At 54.6% G+C, this 15,083-nt stretch carries 10 protein-coding genes; 1 reads left to right on the top strand and 9 read right to left on the bottom strand.

Annotated features, from left to right (window positions below; genetic code table 11):
* Positions 1-5: 5 nt before the first annotated feature.
* The 9 genes from HMPREF1546_RS05110 to HMPREF1546_RS05060 form a co-directional block, all read right to left on the bottom strand.
* Positions 6-776, bottom strand: a complete 771-nt coding sequence (locus HMPREF1546_RS05110; protein ID WP_021748046.1) for an ABC transporter ATP-binding protein — start codon at positions 774-776, stop codon at positions 6-8.
* A gap of 198 nt (positions 777-974) precedes the next feature.
* Positions 975-1,856, bottom strand: coding sequence for a MurR/RpiR family transcriptional regulator (locus HMPREF1546_RS05105; RefSeq protein WP_021748047.1), 882 nt, complete (start codon positions 1,854-1,856; stop codon positions 975-977).
* Between the two features lie 653 nt (positions 1,857-2,509).
* Positions 2,510-7,243, bottom strand: coding sequence for an S-layer homology domain-containing protein (locus HMPREF1546_RS19545; protein WP_021748049.1), 4,734 nt, complete (start codon positions 7,241-7,243; stop codon positions 2,510-2,512).
* Positions 7,244-7,704: 461 nt separating this feature from the next.
* Positions 7,705-8,529 carry a nitrilase-related carbon-nitrogen hydrolase gene (locus tag HMPREF1546_RS05085; RefSeq protein WP_036629663.1) on the bottom strand — a complete coding sequence of 275 codons (825 nt, stop codon included), beginning with the start codon at positions 8,527-8,529 and terminating at the stop codon, positions 7,705-7,707.
* Positions 8,530-8,628: 99 nt separating this feature from the next.
* Entirely contained in the window at positions 8,629-9,936 is a 1,308-nt protein-coding gene (locus tag HMPREF1546_RS05080; RefSeq protein WP_021748053.1) for a M18 family aminopeptidase, read from the bottom strand.
* A gap of 88 nt (positions 9,937-10,024) precedes the next feature.
* A complete protein-coding gene (locus HMPREF1546_RS05075; protein ID WP_021748054.1) occupies positions 10,025-10,690 on the bottom strand; it encodes an AroM family protein in 666 nt (221 codons plus the stop codon).
* Positions 10,687-11,628 (bottom strand): DUF1177 domain-containing protein, encoded by a 942-nt coding sequence (locus HMPREF1546_RS05070; RefSeq protein WP_021748055.1) that lies wholly within the window; start codon positions 11,626-11,628, stop codon positions 10,687-10,689. Before HMPREF1546_RS05070 ends, HMPREF1546_RS05075 begins: the two co-directional genes overlap by 4 nt.
* Before the next feature lie 18 nt (positions 11,629-11,646).
* Positions 11,647-12,300, bottom strand: a complete 654-nt coding sequence (locus HMPREF1546_RS05065; RefSeq protein ID WP_021748056.1) for an aspartate/glutamate racemase family protein — start codon at positions 12,298-12,300, stop codon at positions 11,647-11,649.
* 7 nt (positions 12,301-12,307) lie between these two features.
* Positions 12,308-13,660 carry a cytosine permease gene (locus tag HMPREF1546_RS05060; protein ID WP_021748057.1) on the bottom strand — a complete coding sequence of 451 codons (1,353 nt, stop codon included), beginning with the start codon at positions 13,658-13,660 and terminating at the stop codon, positions 12,308-12,310.
* Positions 13,661-14,000: 340 nt separating this feature from the next.
* Here HMPREF1546_RS05060 and HMPREF1546_RS05055 point away from each other — a divergent pair, with 340 nt between their 5' ends.
* Positions 14,001-14,885 carry a LysR family transcriptional regulator gene (locus tag HMPREF1546_RS05055; protein ID WP_036629650.1) on the top strand — a complete coding sequence of 295 codons (885 nt, stop codon included), beginning with the start codon at positions 14,001-14,003 and terminating at the stop codon, positions 14,883-14,885.
* The last annotated feature ends 198 nt before the right edge of the window (positions 14,886-15,083 follow it).

The following is a 15,083-nucleotide window of genomic DNA, read 5'->3' as shown; positions in this document are numbered from 1 at the left end:
TTTCCTCAAACAGCCTCGCCGGCCAGCTGCGGGCGGTCGCCGAACAGGGCGTAGATGTTGCCGCGCTTGATCTCCAGCTGGCGGAGGATGAACTTGCGCACGAAGTCGTTCCTGGGCTGGTGGACGATCTCGTCCGGCTTGGCGTACTGGGAGATGGACCCCTGATCGATGATGAGCACCCGGTCGGACAGGGTGAGGGCCTCCTCCGGGTCATGGGTGACGATGATGGTGGTCAGGTGGTACTCCCGGGCGATGGTCTTGATCCGGTCCTTGATGGATTCCTTGATGACTCCGTCCAGGGCGGACAGGGGCTCGTCCAGCAGGAGAATCCGGGGTTTCATCACCAGGGTGCGGGCCAGGGCCACCCGCTGCTTCTGGCCGCCGGAGAGCTGGTCGATGCGCTTGCCCAGGTGCTCCCGCAGGCCCAGCAGGTCGATGAGCTCATCCACCTCCTCCCGAGAGGAGATGCCGGGCTTGTTCCGCAGGCCGTAGGTGATGTTCTGCTGTACGTTTAAATTGGGAAAGAGGGCGTAGTCCTGAAAGACGATGTTGAAGCCCCGCTTCTCCATGGGGGTGCGGGTCAGATCCTCCCCGCTGTATCGGATCTCTCCCTGGTCGGCATCCACGATGCCCAAGATGATATTGAGCAGGGTGGTCTTGCCGCAGCCAGAGGGCCCCAGGATGGAGACGATCTCTCCGTCCTCCACCTGGAGAGAGAGGTCCTTGAGTACAGGCACGCCGTCAAATGCCTTCTGGATATGCTCCAGTTCCAGCATGAAAACCGCTCCTTTCTCGGTTTCAAAAGTTCTTGTGGGCGCCGCCGCACGTCCGGCGACGGTGTAATCCTAGCAAATTCCAGCTCCGCAAAACAAGCGTGAAAGGTTTAATTTTCCGTTAGAGAAATGTAAAAAGGCATCAAAAACAGGGGGCCTTCCTTGTAGAAAAATTACAAAGAAAGCCCCCGCCGGGGAATCTCACGCCTCCGGATAGCCTCGGTCGGCAATGACCGCTCCGCTTTTGTCCAGACTGCGGGAGAACCGCTCATAGTCGCTCTGAATGATCCCCATGTACAGCAGATCCACCACCGCCAGATCGGGGATGCGGGAGAAGATGGCTGTGCCGTAGATCACAGTGTCCTCTCCCCCGGTATACAGGCACACGTCGGCGTACTTGGCCAAGAGAGGATTCTTCCGACTGGTGACGGCGATGGTGTTTGCCCCCGCCCTTCTGGCCAGTCTCAGCGCCTTCACCGTATCCATGGAGCAGCCGGAGTGGGAAAAGGCTACCGCCACGTCTGCCACCCCCAGATGGGCGGCGGCGATCTGCTGGAGATAGGCGTCGGTGTGCATCCGGCAGCAGAGCCCCAGATAGGTCAGCTTGGTCAGGAGATCACTGGCCGGCGTGCAGGAGTTCTCCACCCCGTAGATGTCGATGGTCCGGGCAGTGGCAAGCATCCGCCCGGCCCGGTCCAGCTCCTGGACGGACAGGGACTTCAGTGCCTCCTCCAGCAGGCCGCCGGACACCCGAACCTCTTTCAGGGGGAGGTCCTCCAGCTGGTCCCAGGGCTTCAAGTCGAAGCCTCCCAAGTGGTCGAAGCAGGCCTCCCGGGCCGCGCCGCCGCTGCGGTCCCGGATGAGGCAGTATTTGAAGTTGCGGTAGCCGTCAAATCCAAGGGCCTGCACGAAGCGGATCACTGTGGGCTGGCTCACCTGCACTTGGTCTGCCAGCTCCGAAATGGTGCACCGGGTACAGGTCTCCGGGTCCTTCAGCACATAGTCCGCCACCCGCTGCTCCGATGGCCGCAGGGAGGCGTAGGCGCCGCGCACCCGGTCCAAAACCCGAATATCCTGCCGCATGATCTGATCTCTCCTATCCCGTAGCAAACTTACAAGGCGGTGCCTGTTCTCATGAAAAGAACCCCCCTCAGCGGGAATCGGCCGCTTGTAGAAGAGGCGAAATATTTTTCTCCAACAAGGCCGGCCCGTCGGTTGATACCAGTATAAAGGGAGAGGCGGGGGTCGCTCCACCCCCTGTTTGTAAAATCGAAGTTAAAGCTGTGCTGGAAGGATTCTCTTCCGTCAAGGAGCAGGTCCCCCCTCGGGAAGGAACACATCCCCTCCATCTGCATGTCAGTGGCAGTTCCGGACGAGGTCCAGCCTCCTGCCTTGGGCCGTCAAAGCTGACATGCAGAGAAGCGGATCGCGTCTGCCTGCCGCCCTCCGGCTCTATTTCAGGAACCGCCGCCGGCCTAACGGTTGAATGGATCCCTCTTTGCTCCTTGTCTGGCCCCTCGCTGCCGTGTCCTGCCGTACGGCCAGCGACTTCATGGGACGCCCCTCTATGCCCGAAACTCCCCGGGACGCACAGTGCGTCCCAGGGAGTTTCATAGACATTGCGGCACATGCAGGAGATATATCCATTCATCTCGTATCTTGATGGCTTTGCATCCCGCCATCGGACAGAAAAACAGGGCGGCCCCGAAGGACCGCCCTGAAGCAAAGCATGGTACTTACATCACATTTTCAAAGAACCGGTACAAAATCACCGCAAACTGGGCGCGAGTGGCCGTGCCGGCAGGGTTCAGCAGGCCCTCAGTGGTGCCGGAGATGATCCCCTCTGCGATAGCCCAGGTCATGGGTTCCGTGGCGTAAGCGGCCACGGAGGCGTTGTCCGGGAACGCGGACAGATCGGCCCGCCCGGACACGTCATAGCCCATCTGCTGCGCCCAGCGGTACAGGATGGTCACCATCTGCTGGCGGGTCAGGGCGCCGCCGGGGTTGCTGCCGTCGGAAATCTTGCTCTCCACGGCCCAGTGCTGCGCCTCGGTCATGTTGGAGGGATTGAACTCCGTCAGACGGGCCAAAACCATCCACAGCTGCTGGCGGGTCACCGTGCTGCCGGGGGCGAACCGCTCGGCGCTGACACCGTTCATATAGCCGTTTTCATAGGCCCAGGTGATCTCCTCCACGGCCCAATAGTCCTCCGTCACGTCGGCAAAGGGCAGGTTCTCCTCTTTCTCCAGAGTGAACGTGGCCTCCACAGTGACCTTGCTGCCGGGCATGGTAAACGTGTACTTGTTGCCGCCCTTGCTCTGGAGCTTCACAGTGTCGCCGTCCTTGTCGGTGACAGTCAACTCGTCCAGCTCATAGCCATTGTCGGGCTTGACGGTGATGGTCACGGTATCGCCCTTGTCCGCCCGCTTGGGACTGACGGTGACGGTGCCGTGCTTGCTGTTCTCCACGCTGACGGTGTAATCACCGCTGCTGGAGGAAGAGGATCCGCCGCCGGAGGGAGCGGAATAAGTAATCGTGATCTTATCATCGCTCACGCTCATGCTGCAGCGGCTGCCCAGCGTGATCTTGTCCTTATCATAAGTGTGTCCATCGAGGTCAATGGTCACGCTCTTACCGGAGACAGAGATCTTCTCGTCACAATCCTGCGTCAAAACGATGGTATCGCCGGACTTCGCGGCGTTCACAGCCTCCTGCAGCGTGCCGTACTCGCTCTCACCGATCTTGGCGGCAACTGTCAGCTGGCCGTTGAGCACAAAGGTGCTGAAATGCTTAACATGCAGCACCGCGCAGCCATCCTCCACAGTGAAGCCGGAACCATTCAGATATCGCTCACGGGTGCCGTCATCCGCAATGTGCATGATCTCCTGGGGCTCCAAGTCCGCCGGAATCGGCAGGCGGACCTCAATGAGAGTCTGGCCGTCCAGATAGTCGTTGGGAACGGCAATATTCTCCGCTTTGTCTTCGCCGTTGACTATGACCTTCGCCACAGGCTCTGCCTTATAGGAGACATACATCTTGTCCTCTGTGGTCAAATCCGCTTTATCGGCGGTCAGACTCACGGTGATCTCCACCACCACTTTATCCTCGGGCTTCAGTTCTCCCTCCACCTGATTGATAATGGCATTCTGCGCGGACTCCGTCACCGCGTCAGAAACGCCGCTGACCTGCGCATTGTCGATGACCGCTTCGATCTTTTTCTGGTCTTCCGGCTCGATACTCTCGCTTACTTCAGTCTCCGTCTTCTCCGTGACAATGGGATCGACCTCCGTAGGCTTCGTGGTGGTCACCATGTAGGCGTAGCCCGTCTTGTCGGAAGCGACCACAAAGAGCTTGGGTTCCGCATTTTCCGGTACGTAATCGCTGGGATCAGAGGTGAAGTAGCCGCCGGTAACACTGATTTCGTCGGCAGCCTGGGTATCAATCTCAAAAGCGTCCTTTTTGCTGCCGGCAGAGAAGTTGCCTCCGCTGACTGTCAGCGCCGCAAGGTAGCTGACAATCTTGGTATTCTCATTTGTTGTCCACTGGCCGTTTACACGTTCCAAACGGTATACGGCAATCGCCGCATTGTTGCGGCTGGTCAGCGTACCGCCGGTGATATTCACGGTCATGGTCTGCCCCTCGCCCTGGTAACCGCCGCCGCGGGAAACAACAGACAGGGCCGCGCCATCATCGGTGCTGCCATCCCCCTGGGAAGCGGGCTTGGTGGGAAATTCCGTAAAGGGCAGCGTTGCGGTAATCACAGCATTTTCAGCAATGGTCAGCGTACCGGCGCCGCAATACTGCACGCCGTTCGGGCCGATCAGTTCTGCATCACCCTTGATCGTCAGGTCGCCTACCTGGGGATGATAGATGACATTTCCCTCAGTGGATTCCAGTCTGCCGCCGGTAATCACTGTCTCCGTATAGTCGGCAGAGCCATTTCCGGCAACCGCAAATGCGACCGCCTGTATCTCCCCGCCGTTGATCTCCACAGCGGTTTTGTTTGCCTCATTACCTGTACCAACTGTGTTGATACCATAGGTGCCTGTGTATTTGCCGCCGTCAATTACGGCCTTTGCTCCGTTCTGAATAAAGACGGCATAGTTACCGGAAACCGTACCGCTTTTGAAATACGCCTCAGTGCCCTGACCATTGACAACAACTGCAATATTGTTGCTGCCGGAGCCAGTATTCTGGATCTTGCCGTTCCCCTTACTGTCCTGAACGGTCACACGGCTGGCTTCCAGCCACAGCGTATTGGTCGCGTTAGAACTTGTAAGCGTGCAGCCATTCAGATCCAGAGTGACCGCTTTGTTGATCGTAACTTTGTCGCTGCCAAGATCCACCTCTCTCAGCAGCGTGATGGTATCATTTTCTTTTGCTTCGGCGATGGCCTTGGCCAGCGTCTGATAATAGGTATCGCCGATTCTGACGGCAGCAAATCCCTCTTCGACCTTGCCCACAGTACCGTTGGCATCCTGTCCAAGACCCTCGGCCAGATACTCGCTCACATCGCTGGAGAACGTGCCGCCGGTGATGATTGCATCACCCTTTGTGTAACCGCTGACCGTACGAATATTTCCCTCAAACTTGCCGGCAGAAATCTCCAGCTTGCCGCCGCTCAATTCAATATCGCCGGTAATGGTGCCTGTGGTATGGATCTTCACCGTGGGAATCTCGTAACTGCCAAACTTGCAGGAATCAAAAGCCGTTTGGTTTTTATATGCCTTTATACTCGTATTTCCGATAAACTGAACAGTACCGCAGTTGTTGGAAATCGCATACTGACAGGGTGCGCTTGCCTGACTGGCATCAATCACCATATTCTCAAGCGTCAGGTTGCAATAGTTCTGCAGGCCGATCAGCAGGGTCTTCTGATTGGCAAAGATGATAGACCCGTTTTTCAGCGTCAGGGAACCACCCGTCAAGAACTGAAACGCGTTGGTTTCTGTACCGGAAGACCCCACCGTGCTTCCGCTGACCGTATAGGAGTGGGTATTGAAGTCGATCGTCAGGTTCTTTTTGGATGTATCGATCACAATTCCGTCGCCCTCTGTATCTTTGAGCAGCGTAATGACAGACTTGTCCGCAGCCGCTTCCACAGCCTCTGCCAGGGAGGTATACTGTTCCACCCCCTCTGCGGTTGTGACCTCGGCAACCATCATCTCTTCCCGGGAGCCGACCTCGCCGTTGGCGTTCTGCACATAGCCCTCGGCCAGATACTGTTCATCGACTTTGCTGGAGAATGTGCCGCCAGTGATGTTCAATCCGCCCAAGGCTACATCTACCTTGTAGGCCGGAATTCCTTCAGGTGCGCTGAATTGACCGCCTCTGATTTGGAGAACCGCCTGTTCTTTCAGGCCCCCGTCGTTGCTGTTTCCAACCAGAACGGCAGTCTGCTTCCCCTCCGTCACAAATGTACCGTCATTTACAACAACCTGTACGGCACCGGCTTCTCCGGCCACATAAAGCGCATAGAATACAGCGCCATGCTTCTGGGCGCAATCTACCGTCTTATAGCTGCCGCCATTGACTTCCATTGTCCCAGCGGTCGCACTAAGGGCTCCCTGCGTGCCGGTCACAACAACGCTTCCCTCAGACGACGGCGTAATCGTCAGCTTGGCATCAGGATCGTTGTCCACGCCGCTGCGGACCGTATATCCCCAATTTTGGCTATCGCACCTGCTGCAAGACGTATTCGTAAAAATTCCGCCGGTAATCAGCGTTTCTCCGTTTACATCAACAGCGGGATAAACACTATTTGTAAAGCTTCCGCCGGTAATTGTCGTATTGGAGCCTTCAAAGCTGCGAACAATCGTTGCCCCACCGCTAAAAGTTCCGCCATTAATCACAGCCTTACCGCCATCCTGATTTCTCAGATGAACGGTCATGGCTTTATCAGCTATCTGAAATGTTCCGTTTTCCACAGTCAACGTGCCATAGTTATTGATGAAGCCCTTGTAGCTTGTCGCCTCAGTTGCATCAAAGGTACCGTCGCCTGTAATTGTAAGTGTGCCATTGTTTACGATCAAATTTTTACTGCTGTCCGAAAAGCCAATAGACAACGTCTCACCATTCATGTCTAAAATGATCGTCTTTCCGCTGTCAATGGTCACCTGATCTGACAATGCAATACTGCTCGTCAATTCAATCGTGCCGCTGCCCTGCACAGCGTCAACAGCAGCCTGCAGTGTTTCATACTGCTGACCGTCGACCTCTGCCACATACGAAGTGTCTGCCGCCGTCAGGGCTGCGTCGGACTCGCCTGCGGCCCCATCCTCAGAATTGCCTGTCAGGTCATCCGCAGGTCCCTCTGCCGGATCGTCCGGGATGTTCCCGCTGCCGGAATCCTGCTGCTCCAAAGGCGTCTCGGACGAAGGGGTCTCCTCCGCAAACGCCCCCACGGTCAGCAGACTCATCGTCATGACGACCGCCAACAGCAGAGCCAGCAGTTTCTTACCTGTTTTCATCTTTCTCGCTCCTTCTTCTGTTATTTTCGCCGGAAAACAAAGCTCCTTATTTCCGCAAAGCGGAAATAAAACGGTATATACCGTTTTGGAGGACGCCGGTCTCTTACACCCCTATCATACTTCATGACTTCGCAGAAAACAAGCAAAAAATAAGACATAATATTATTTTTGAATCAAATTATTTTTAGCTGGATGAAGCCGGGGAAGCGCGCCGCCCCCCTCCGTCTCTCCATTGAAAACAGTACGTATAGCGCATAGGTAATGCTTATATGCTTATGCAGGCTGTGGAGTGATAAACCCACTCCACAGCCTGCATGCTTCTTAACATAATATTTTTTCTGTAAAAATAAAATCAAATATCCTATGGTATCCATGCCCTCAGGCAGGTCCACCCAGAGGAAGAGGCCTCTGCCGGAGGACGCGATCCGGGTCATTTTTACCCAGCTGTAATTTTAAGCCGATCAATACATCTCCGTGAGCTTTTGATAGGTTTCTACCCGGCGATCCTGCAGATAGGGAACATCCGTTGCCCGGTGATAGGCCACATCGTCCAGATCCACGGTTTGTACCAACAAAAACTCTTCATCCACAGGCGCTTCTGCCAGAAGATGTCCACGATAGTTATAAATCTTGTTATTGCCAAACATATAACAGTCATCCTCAGTTCCAACGCGGTTGATTCCTGCCACAAAGCAGCAATTTTCTAGGGAGCGGGAGCCGAAATAGGTGTCCCACATATCCTTATCACGGATAGGGAACGCACTGGGGCAGAGAATCAGCTCCGCCCCGGACAGTGCCAGGATCCGGGAGACCTCTGGAAACCCGCCGTCATAACAGATCATGAGACCCACCGTGCCGAAATCCATGTGGAACACAGGGTACCGGTCACCAGCCCTGAACCAAAAGCGCTCTCCCGCCCACAGGTGGGTCTTGTTATAGGTCCCCATAAGCTGACCATTTCTGGAAATCACAATCAGGCCATTGTAGAGCAATCCCGGGATCTCGCTCTTGAGTACAATAGGGGCAACAATATACATGCTGTATTTTTTCGCAAGTTCCGCCAGAAAGCAGAAGGTGGGGCCATCCGGCTCCTCCGCCATATCGATGTATTTGGGCCCGATCAAAGCAGGACTGTAACCGGTTGAGAACATCTCCGGAAAGCAGATCAGGTCGGCATGTTGCTGGGCAGCCTGCTCAATAAAGGCCTTTGCCTTCTGCAGGTTTGCCTCCTTGTCCAGCATGACGCAGTCCATCTGCACCAGTGCGATTGTCGCGTTTCTACTCATAGCATTCACCTTTCTTTCCATTTTCCAAGGGCGCAGAGCCCTCCCCGGTCCCGCCGCAGCGTTCAGAACATACCTCCGCCCAGTCGGGAGACAGGTTTTTCACACGATTGTATAATCCCCATCACCGTTTTCTGCCAGAGAAGACGAAAACAGTTTTCGGGCCAATCCAATCAGCTCCGCTGTATCACCAGTGCCGCAGGTCTCATAGGGCGAGTGCATAGCCAGCTGCGCAATTCCCACATCTGCTGTCTTGACAGGGACATGCTGAACAGAGATGTTCCCCAAAGTGGTCCCGCCGGGAATATCCGAGTGGTTGGTAAACACCTGGAGCTTCACCCCTGCCTTTTTCGCCAAGACACGGACGATTGCCGCAGAGACCGCGTCCGTGGCATACTTCTGATTTCCGCTATATTTTACCACTACGCCGCCGCCTAGTCTGGGTCGGTTGACCGGATCGCACTTGTCTGCATAATTGGGATGCATCCCGTGGGCGTTGTCGGCCGAAAGCAGGAAACTCTGGGGTAGCTTTTCCAGATATTCTCCAAAGGTCAGGCCAAGCGCCTCCGTAATCCGCCGGAGGGTGTCTTCCAGGAAGGGGGAAGCAGCTCCCTGCCTGGTGGACGAGCCGATCTCCTCGTTGTCAAACACCACATGGACCGGAAGGCTTTCCTCCGGGGCGCTCTCCAGAAAGCCGCACAGGGAGGAGAAGGCACACTGCAGATCGTCCAGTCTCGGGCTGGACATAAACTCCCGGTCCGCCCCCCAGATGCTGGGGGCTTGCCGGTTGTATACGAACAGGTCATGTCCAATCACAGACTCCGGGGAAATCCCAGCTGTTTCGGCGACAAGAGCCGTTAGATCCGGGGCCTCTGCCGCTCCATACAATGGGAGCAGATCCCGCTGCACCTTATACGCATAGCCGTCATTGACGCTCCTGTTCATATGGATGGCCAGGCTCGGGATCAAAAACAGGTCCCTGTCCACATTGACCAACTGCATCCGCACTCCCTCAGATGTCCTCACCAGAAGGCGCCCTGCCACAGACAGCGGGCGATCCAGCCAAGGCGCCAGAAGCGCACCGCCATACAACTCTACATTCAGCTTCTTATACAGTCCCCCTACCGTGATCTCGGGGTTCTCCTTGACCTTCAGAGCGGGGGAATCGCTGTGGCTGGCCATCAACATAAAACCGCGGAAACGCTTTTTGGGGACCTGAAATGCGATGAGCGCCGAGTGGTTTCTGGTGAGGAAATACTTTCCTCCCTCCCGGAGCGTCCAGTGCTGACTCTCCAGCAACTGTTCGTATCCCGCCTCCAGCAAGATCCGCCGCTGGCCTTCGATCACATGGTAGACGCTGGGGTGCTCCTGAATAAAGCGCAGCAGTTCGCCGCTGTAATCTCGTTCCATTTTCTCAATCCTCCTTTAAGCCATATTGATCGGCTGCCCGAAGCCTCCCGGCTGATAACCGGGAGGCTTCGGGCCCACAGAAAAATGTTTATACAATCTCCAACAGGACACGAGCCGCCATCGTGCGGGAGAGAATCACCGGCTTGCCGAGGGACTGCGCAGCAAAATCACGCATCTTCCTGCTGTATCCGAAGCAATCCATCACCGCCAGATCCACCTGCTCATCTCTCAGCCGAGAAACCGCACTTTCAGACTCGCTTTCGAGATAGGGATTCCACTGAACGGGGATCACTGTCTCCACAATGGGCCTCCACTTTTTTTGAATGTCCTCCATCTGAGCCTCTTCTGGCGTGATGATTCCAATGCGTGAGAGGTTGCCCAGAGCTGCCACGACGTTGCAAATAACCTTGCTGGGATAGATCAAGGGCACCCTCGACACAAAGGTCTCCGGAAACTCTCCCGTGCACATAATCAGGATCGCGCTGACACCCTGCTCCTCCAGATCATGGATCCGCTGTTGTAGCAGCGGAAGAATTTTCTGCTCTTGCAGCATGACGCCTGTACCATCTCGCATTCTGCTGACCAAGGTGTTTCCCGTACCATCGGGCCGCAGCGTTTCCACTTCCTCCAGTGTCAATAAATCCAGTGCACCGGCCTGTATCAGTTCAACATCTCCCCGTAGGATATCGTCAAGATCCTCCATCACATCGGTTCTGGGGGCCTGACCGATGGTAATCGCACCGATCTTTTTCACTGTTCATCCGCCCCCATAGTCTGAAGGCCGCACATGCTTCCGTATCGGGTTACCAGGGCTTGGAATTCCCGCTCATCGTAAAAGCTGCACTTACCGGCACCGTATGCCTTGGCCACTTCCACCGCAAAACGTGCGGTCTCCTCCACATCTACAAAGTGAGACGCTCCCGTGGCACATCCGGCCACAGGCTGCTCGGTGGTGACTGCCACGCCGATCACTGGGGCGGCAGTCGCTGTGGCGGGCTGCAAAATGCTGTTGAGATGGAAAAGTCCGTTGCCGTAAGGGGTGATATCCTGCATGGAAACGCCAAAAGTGTGGGGGGGCTTTCCGGTGGTGCGCTGCATGATATCCAGAATATCGCTGCTGTACCGCAGGATATAGCCTTCCTTGACGGTCTGAGACACTGCAAAACCGTTGACATTGATGACGCTGTTGCCCTTTGTAGTGTCGATGGACAAAACCGCTTCCATTTTGTCGTTCACTTCCTCCCGGTTCATGGTGGCCATGTCTACGGGAGAGCCCATGAACGGAACCGGCTCATGAGGCTGCGTCGGCGCATGGGGACAGATTTGGGTGCAGATGATTACATCTCCCTCCAGCGCATCACCCCTGTGCTTCATTTCCATTAACTTTGACGCGGCGGCCAGAGCACACAACGCGCCGTCGCCGTCAGAGACGTATCCAGTCACTTCCGGTCTGGCGCCAATCGCACCCAGCCGCCCCACAATGCCCATAGTGGGAGCAGTTCCCCCGGTAAGCCTTCCATTCTTTCCGGCGATGACGATTTTGATAAAATCCGTGGCGTATTTTCCGTCCCGGATAGTCTTGACTGTGATATCGTCCTCCCCCTTGCTCTGTAAATAAGCTTTAACCTCTTCCCCGCAGGCATGGGGGCTGTCCAGCAGATCAAATACTTCTATGATCTGTTTAATTAACATATGCGTTCCTTCTTCCGTTTATCGTTCGCTTTGCAAGCAAGCATAATAGGCAAAGAGTCCCTCTGCCATCACTGGGTCCACCGCTGGAATGCCGCAGCTGTTCTCAATCTCCCGGGCAATCCGAATCGTGCTCATTCCCGTACATGCCAGAGCAATACAGTTCGCGCCCTGGGCTTTCAACTCCCGCGCCTTGCGCAGCACGCTCTCCCGGCCCGCGCCTATCATCAAATCCAGTGTGCACGTCACGCCCTCAGGTCTGCCAAGGTCAATCAGATCATCTCCCAAAATTCTCCGATAGGGCTCAGGCACATATTCTGTAATTCCAATAATTCCCACCCGTTTGCCCAAGCTGCGGGCCACCGCACTCACAGCCGTTCCGGCGCCGATGACCGGAACAGAGAGCATCTCCCTCAGTTCTTCTACTGCCGGGTCATCACAGCAGCTGATCACGATGGCGTCTGCGTCCTGATGCTTCTTTGCCAACGCAATGATCTTTGGAACTGCCAGGGTTTTGGTCTTCAGATCGCAGACTCCCCGCGGTTGCTCCCCGATACAGTACGAATCCGTTCGGAGCGCAGGATAATACGCCTCGATCAGGTCTCCGTGCATCCGCAGCAGGGTCTGGTCCTCCAGCGTGACGACACGAATGACGACAATGTTCTTCCTGACCATGGTTCTATCAGGCCGCCTTCTTGGCAGTAAACTGATTGGCGATAAGCACCATCACCACGGAGCAGGCCATCGCCACCAGGGCGGAGGGAACGATCGTAGACAGCCGCACCATAAATGGCACGCCGAATCCTACGGGGGGCTCGTTCATGCACAGGCCCACCAGACAGCCCACAATGGCTCCAATGCTGGTGTCAGGCCGCACGTTGGGGATCTTATCCATCAGTTCAAATCTGTAATTGTCCGCATTTTTCAGGATATAGAAATCTGCTAGCATTGCGCCGGTAATCGGAGGCACTACTACGCAGAGAATATTCAGGAAAGGAACCAGCCAGTCGATCATGCCGATGGCGCCCAAGATGGTGGCAATCACGCCGCAGATGGCTGTGGTGACCCAGCGGGGCAGCTTGATGATGCCGTGGCAGGCATTGGTGAGGCCCAGAACGGACTGATAGAGGTTATTATCATTGGTGGTCCAGGTGGCTATCACGATGATAAAGGCCGCAATGTATCCAAAACCCAGCACATTGATCAGCGTATTGGTCAGATCATTGGACTGGAAGGCGCAGGCAAAGATTGCACCGCAGATCACTACTGCGGGATAACCAATGGTAAAGCCCAAAACGATGCCGATGGAGGAGTCCTTCACAGTCTTGGAGTATCTGGTGAAATCCTGCACAATAGACACGCCTACAATAAAGCTGCCCACCATCAAAGACACGGCGGTAGCGAAGGAGATCGGCTCAACTGGGGGTGCAGAAACGATCTCGCCGGCAGGGACTACTGTAAACGTCTTTATCACACCGCCGATCACCAGCAGGAACAACAGCGGTACACCGAACTGGGACAGAACCTTGATGCCCTTATAACCCACAATGGCCGTTATCATCATAAGTAGGCCGCCGATGACAATGCACGCCGTCAGATTTACCTCGATACCCGCCGCCAGCTTGAACATGCTGGTAATGCTGCTGCCGAAAAATGTGCACTGATAGCCGAACCAGCCGAAGTTGCACAGGGCGTTGATCAGTCCGAAAATAATCGCACCATAAGTACCGAAGGTAAATCTAGAGGAAACAGTCGAGGAAAGTCCGCTCCGGACACCGATGGCACCCACCAGGGCACCCACCACTGTCAAAATGATGCCGCCCACAAGCACTGCCGCGACAGTGGGCCAAAAGCCAAGTCCCAGGGCAATCTGGCCGCCCAGAGTGAATGCCGTCAGGCAGAAGCCAACGCCCAGCCAGACAAAGACCTGGGCCTTCCAGGTGTTTTTCTTCTCGTCGGGCACTGGGGAAAATTCATAGTCGTTGAAGGTCTCCTCTGATTCCACGCTTCTCACAGCTCTGCTTTTCTCTTCCATGTTTCGTCTCCTTTCTCAGTACACACGTTTCAGTTCCTGGAGTTTTCGAAGAACCACCTCTCACAGGAAAACATTTGTTTTCCCATAAAGTACGCCAACGGATTATTGTTTATTATAGAGCTGCCCTTTATTGATGTAAATAGCAAAAATAGCCACCATAAATTGAACAATAATTCAATTAATAGTGGCTGTTTTTATGAGACTTCTTTGTCACGTCTATTGCCATCCAACGTTTTTTTGAGTTTTTTCACAGTTTTTTAGTCGCAATTGCGTAATTATCGTTGACAATCTTTGGCGTTTTTTTGTAGTATTATTGAAGTAAAATTCAACGGAGGTTGCCATGTCACTCTATTCATGGAACGTTATCGCCACCGTAGCAGAACACCACAGTATTAGTCAGGCCGCAAATATCCTCAATTTGACCCCTTCTGCTGTAAGCCACATGGTAAAAAAGGTTGAAGACGGCGTGGGATACGCCCTTTTTATCCGCGAGCGCAACCACTTTGAGCTGACCAGCAGCGGTAAAGCGCTCCTCCCCTATATACAGAATTATTTGAAATCCGGCAACGCTTTGGTGGAGGAGGCACTACGGCTGAAAAACTCCGTGACGGGTTCCGTCCATATCGCCGCATACAACAATGTGATCCGGGACTGGCTCCCCTCCATTTTGCAGCAGTTCCATCAAAAGTATCCCAACATCAAAGTTTCCATCCGCCAGGCCAATGACATGCAGATCAAACATTGGATGGAGAGTGGAGAGATCGATCTGGCCATCGTGTTCAACTCCTACTACAACGCAGCATCTTTTATTCCCCTTCACAGGACTCCTATGGTCTGCTTTACTCCCAAGGACTATGCCCCTAGGAACGGCGTTAGTATGACTTCCGAAGACCTCCGGGACATGCCCATTATTTTGCGGACTGGGAATTTTGACAAAGAAAGCGACTCCATCCTGTCCGCAGCGGGGATCCCCTTTGATTCTGTTTTTCGAATCGACAATGATGAATCCTGTTACGAGTATATCCGGCAGGGGTTCGGCTTTCGGATTACCGCCTCCATTACCTATCCACCAGACAGTTGTATCAATGTCTATCCAATCGAAAACGCACCTATCCGAACCATCGGACTAGTTACCGTTTTTCCGCAGTACATCTCGCCTACGGTAAACCTTTTTCGAAAAGAAGTGGTCACCTTTTTTTCAGACAACAATCTCATGAATATTTGAAGCGCACTCTCAAAAGAATTGTCAAATTAAGCACGGCGGGAAATAAGTCTGAACGGCTGCAATCTCTAGGGGGAAACAGAACGTCTAACCCTTGCGAAACCCACCCTTACTCAGCAGCTGATCTTATTTTAGGGTGGTAGAGGAAGTCTGAAGTAGTGTTCTGTTAAAAAAGGAGGCTCGCCGCTGAAAGCGGCGGGG

The sequence above is a fragment of the Oscillibacter sp. KLE 1745 genome, from assembly GCF_000469445.2.
Classification (GTDB): domain Bacteria; phylum Bacillota; class Clostridia; order Oscillospirales; family Oscillospiraceae; genus Oscillibacter; species Oscillibacter welbionis.
This window is presented reverse-complemented; position numbering and strand designations above follow the sequence as displayed.

What these genes read in the sequence shown, in the direction of transcription:
- HMPREF1546_RS05110 (WP_021748046.1), bottom strand. Translation starts at nt 776, where the DNA reads ATGCTGGAACTGGAGCATATCCAGAAGGCATTTGACGGCGTGCCTGTA.
- HMPREF1546_RS05105 (WP_021748047.1), bottom strand. Translation starts at nt 1,856, where the DNA reads ATGCGGCAGGATATTCGGGTTTTGGACCGGGTGCGCGGCGCCTACGCC.
- HMPREF1546_RS19545 (WP_021748049.1), bottom strand. Translation starts at nt 7,243, where the DNA reads ATGAAAACAGGTAAGAAACTGCTGGCTCTGCTGTTGGCGGTCGTCATG.
- HMPREF1546_RS05085 (WP_036629663.1), bottom strand. Translation starts at nt 8,529, where the DNA reads ATGAGTAGAAACGCGACAATCGCACTGGTGCAGATGGACTGCGTCATG.
- HMPREF1546_RS05080 (WP_021748053.1), bottom strand. Translation starts at nt 9,936, where the DNA reads ATGGAACGAGATTACAGCGGCGAACTGCTGCGCTTTATTCAGGAGCAC.
- HMPREF1546_RS05070 (WP_021748055.1), bottom strand. Translation starts at nt 11,628, where the DNA reads ATGTTAATTAAACAGATCATAGAAGTATTTGATCTGCTGGACAGCCCC.
- HMPREF1546_RS05065 (WP_021748056.1), bottom strand. Translation starts at nt 12,300, where the DNA reads ATGGTCAGGAAGAACATTGTCGTCATTCGTGTCGTCACGCTGGAGGAC.
- HMPREF1546_RS05060 (WP_021748057.1), bottom strand. Translation starts at nt 13,660, where the DNA reads ATGGAAGAGAAAAGCAGAGCTGTGAGAAGCGTGGAATCAGAGGAGACC.
- HMPREF1546_RS05055 (WP_036629650.1), top strand. Translation starts at nt 14,001, where the DNA reads ATGTCACTCTATTCATGGAACGTTATCGCCACCGTAGCAGAACACCAC.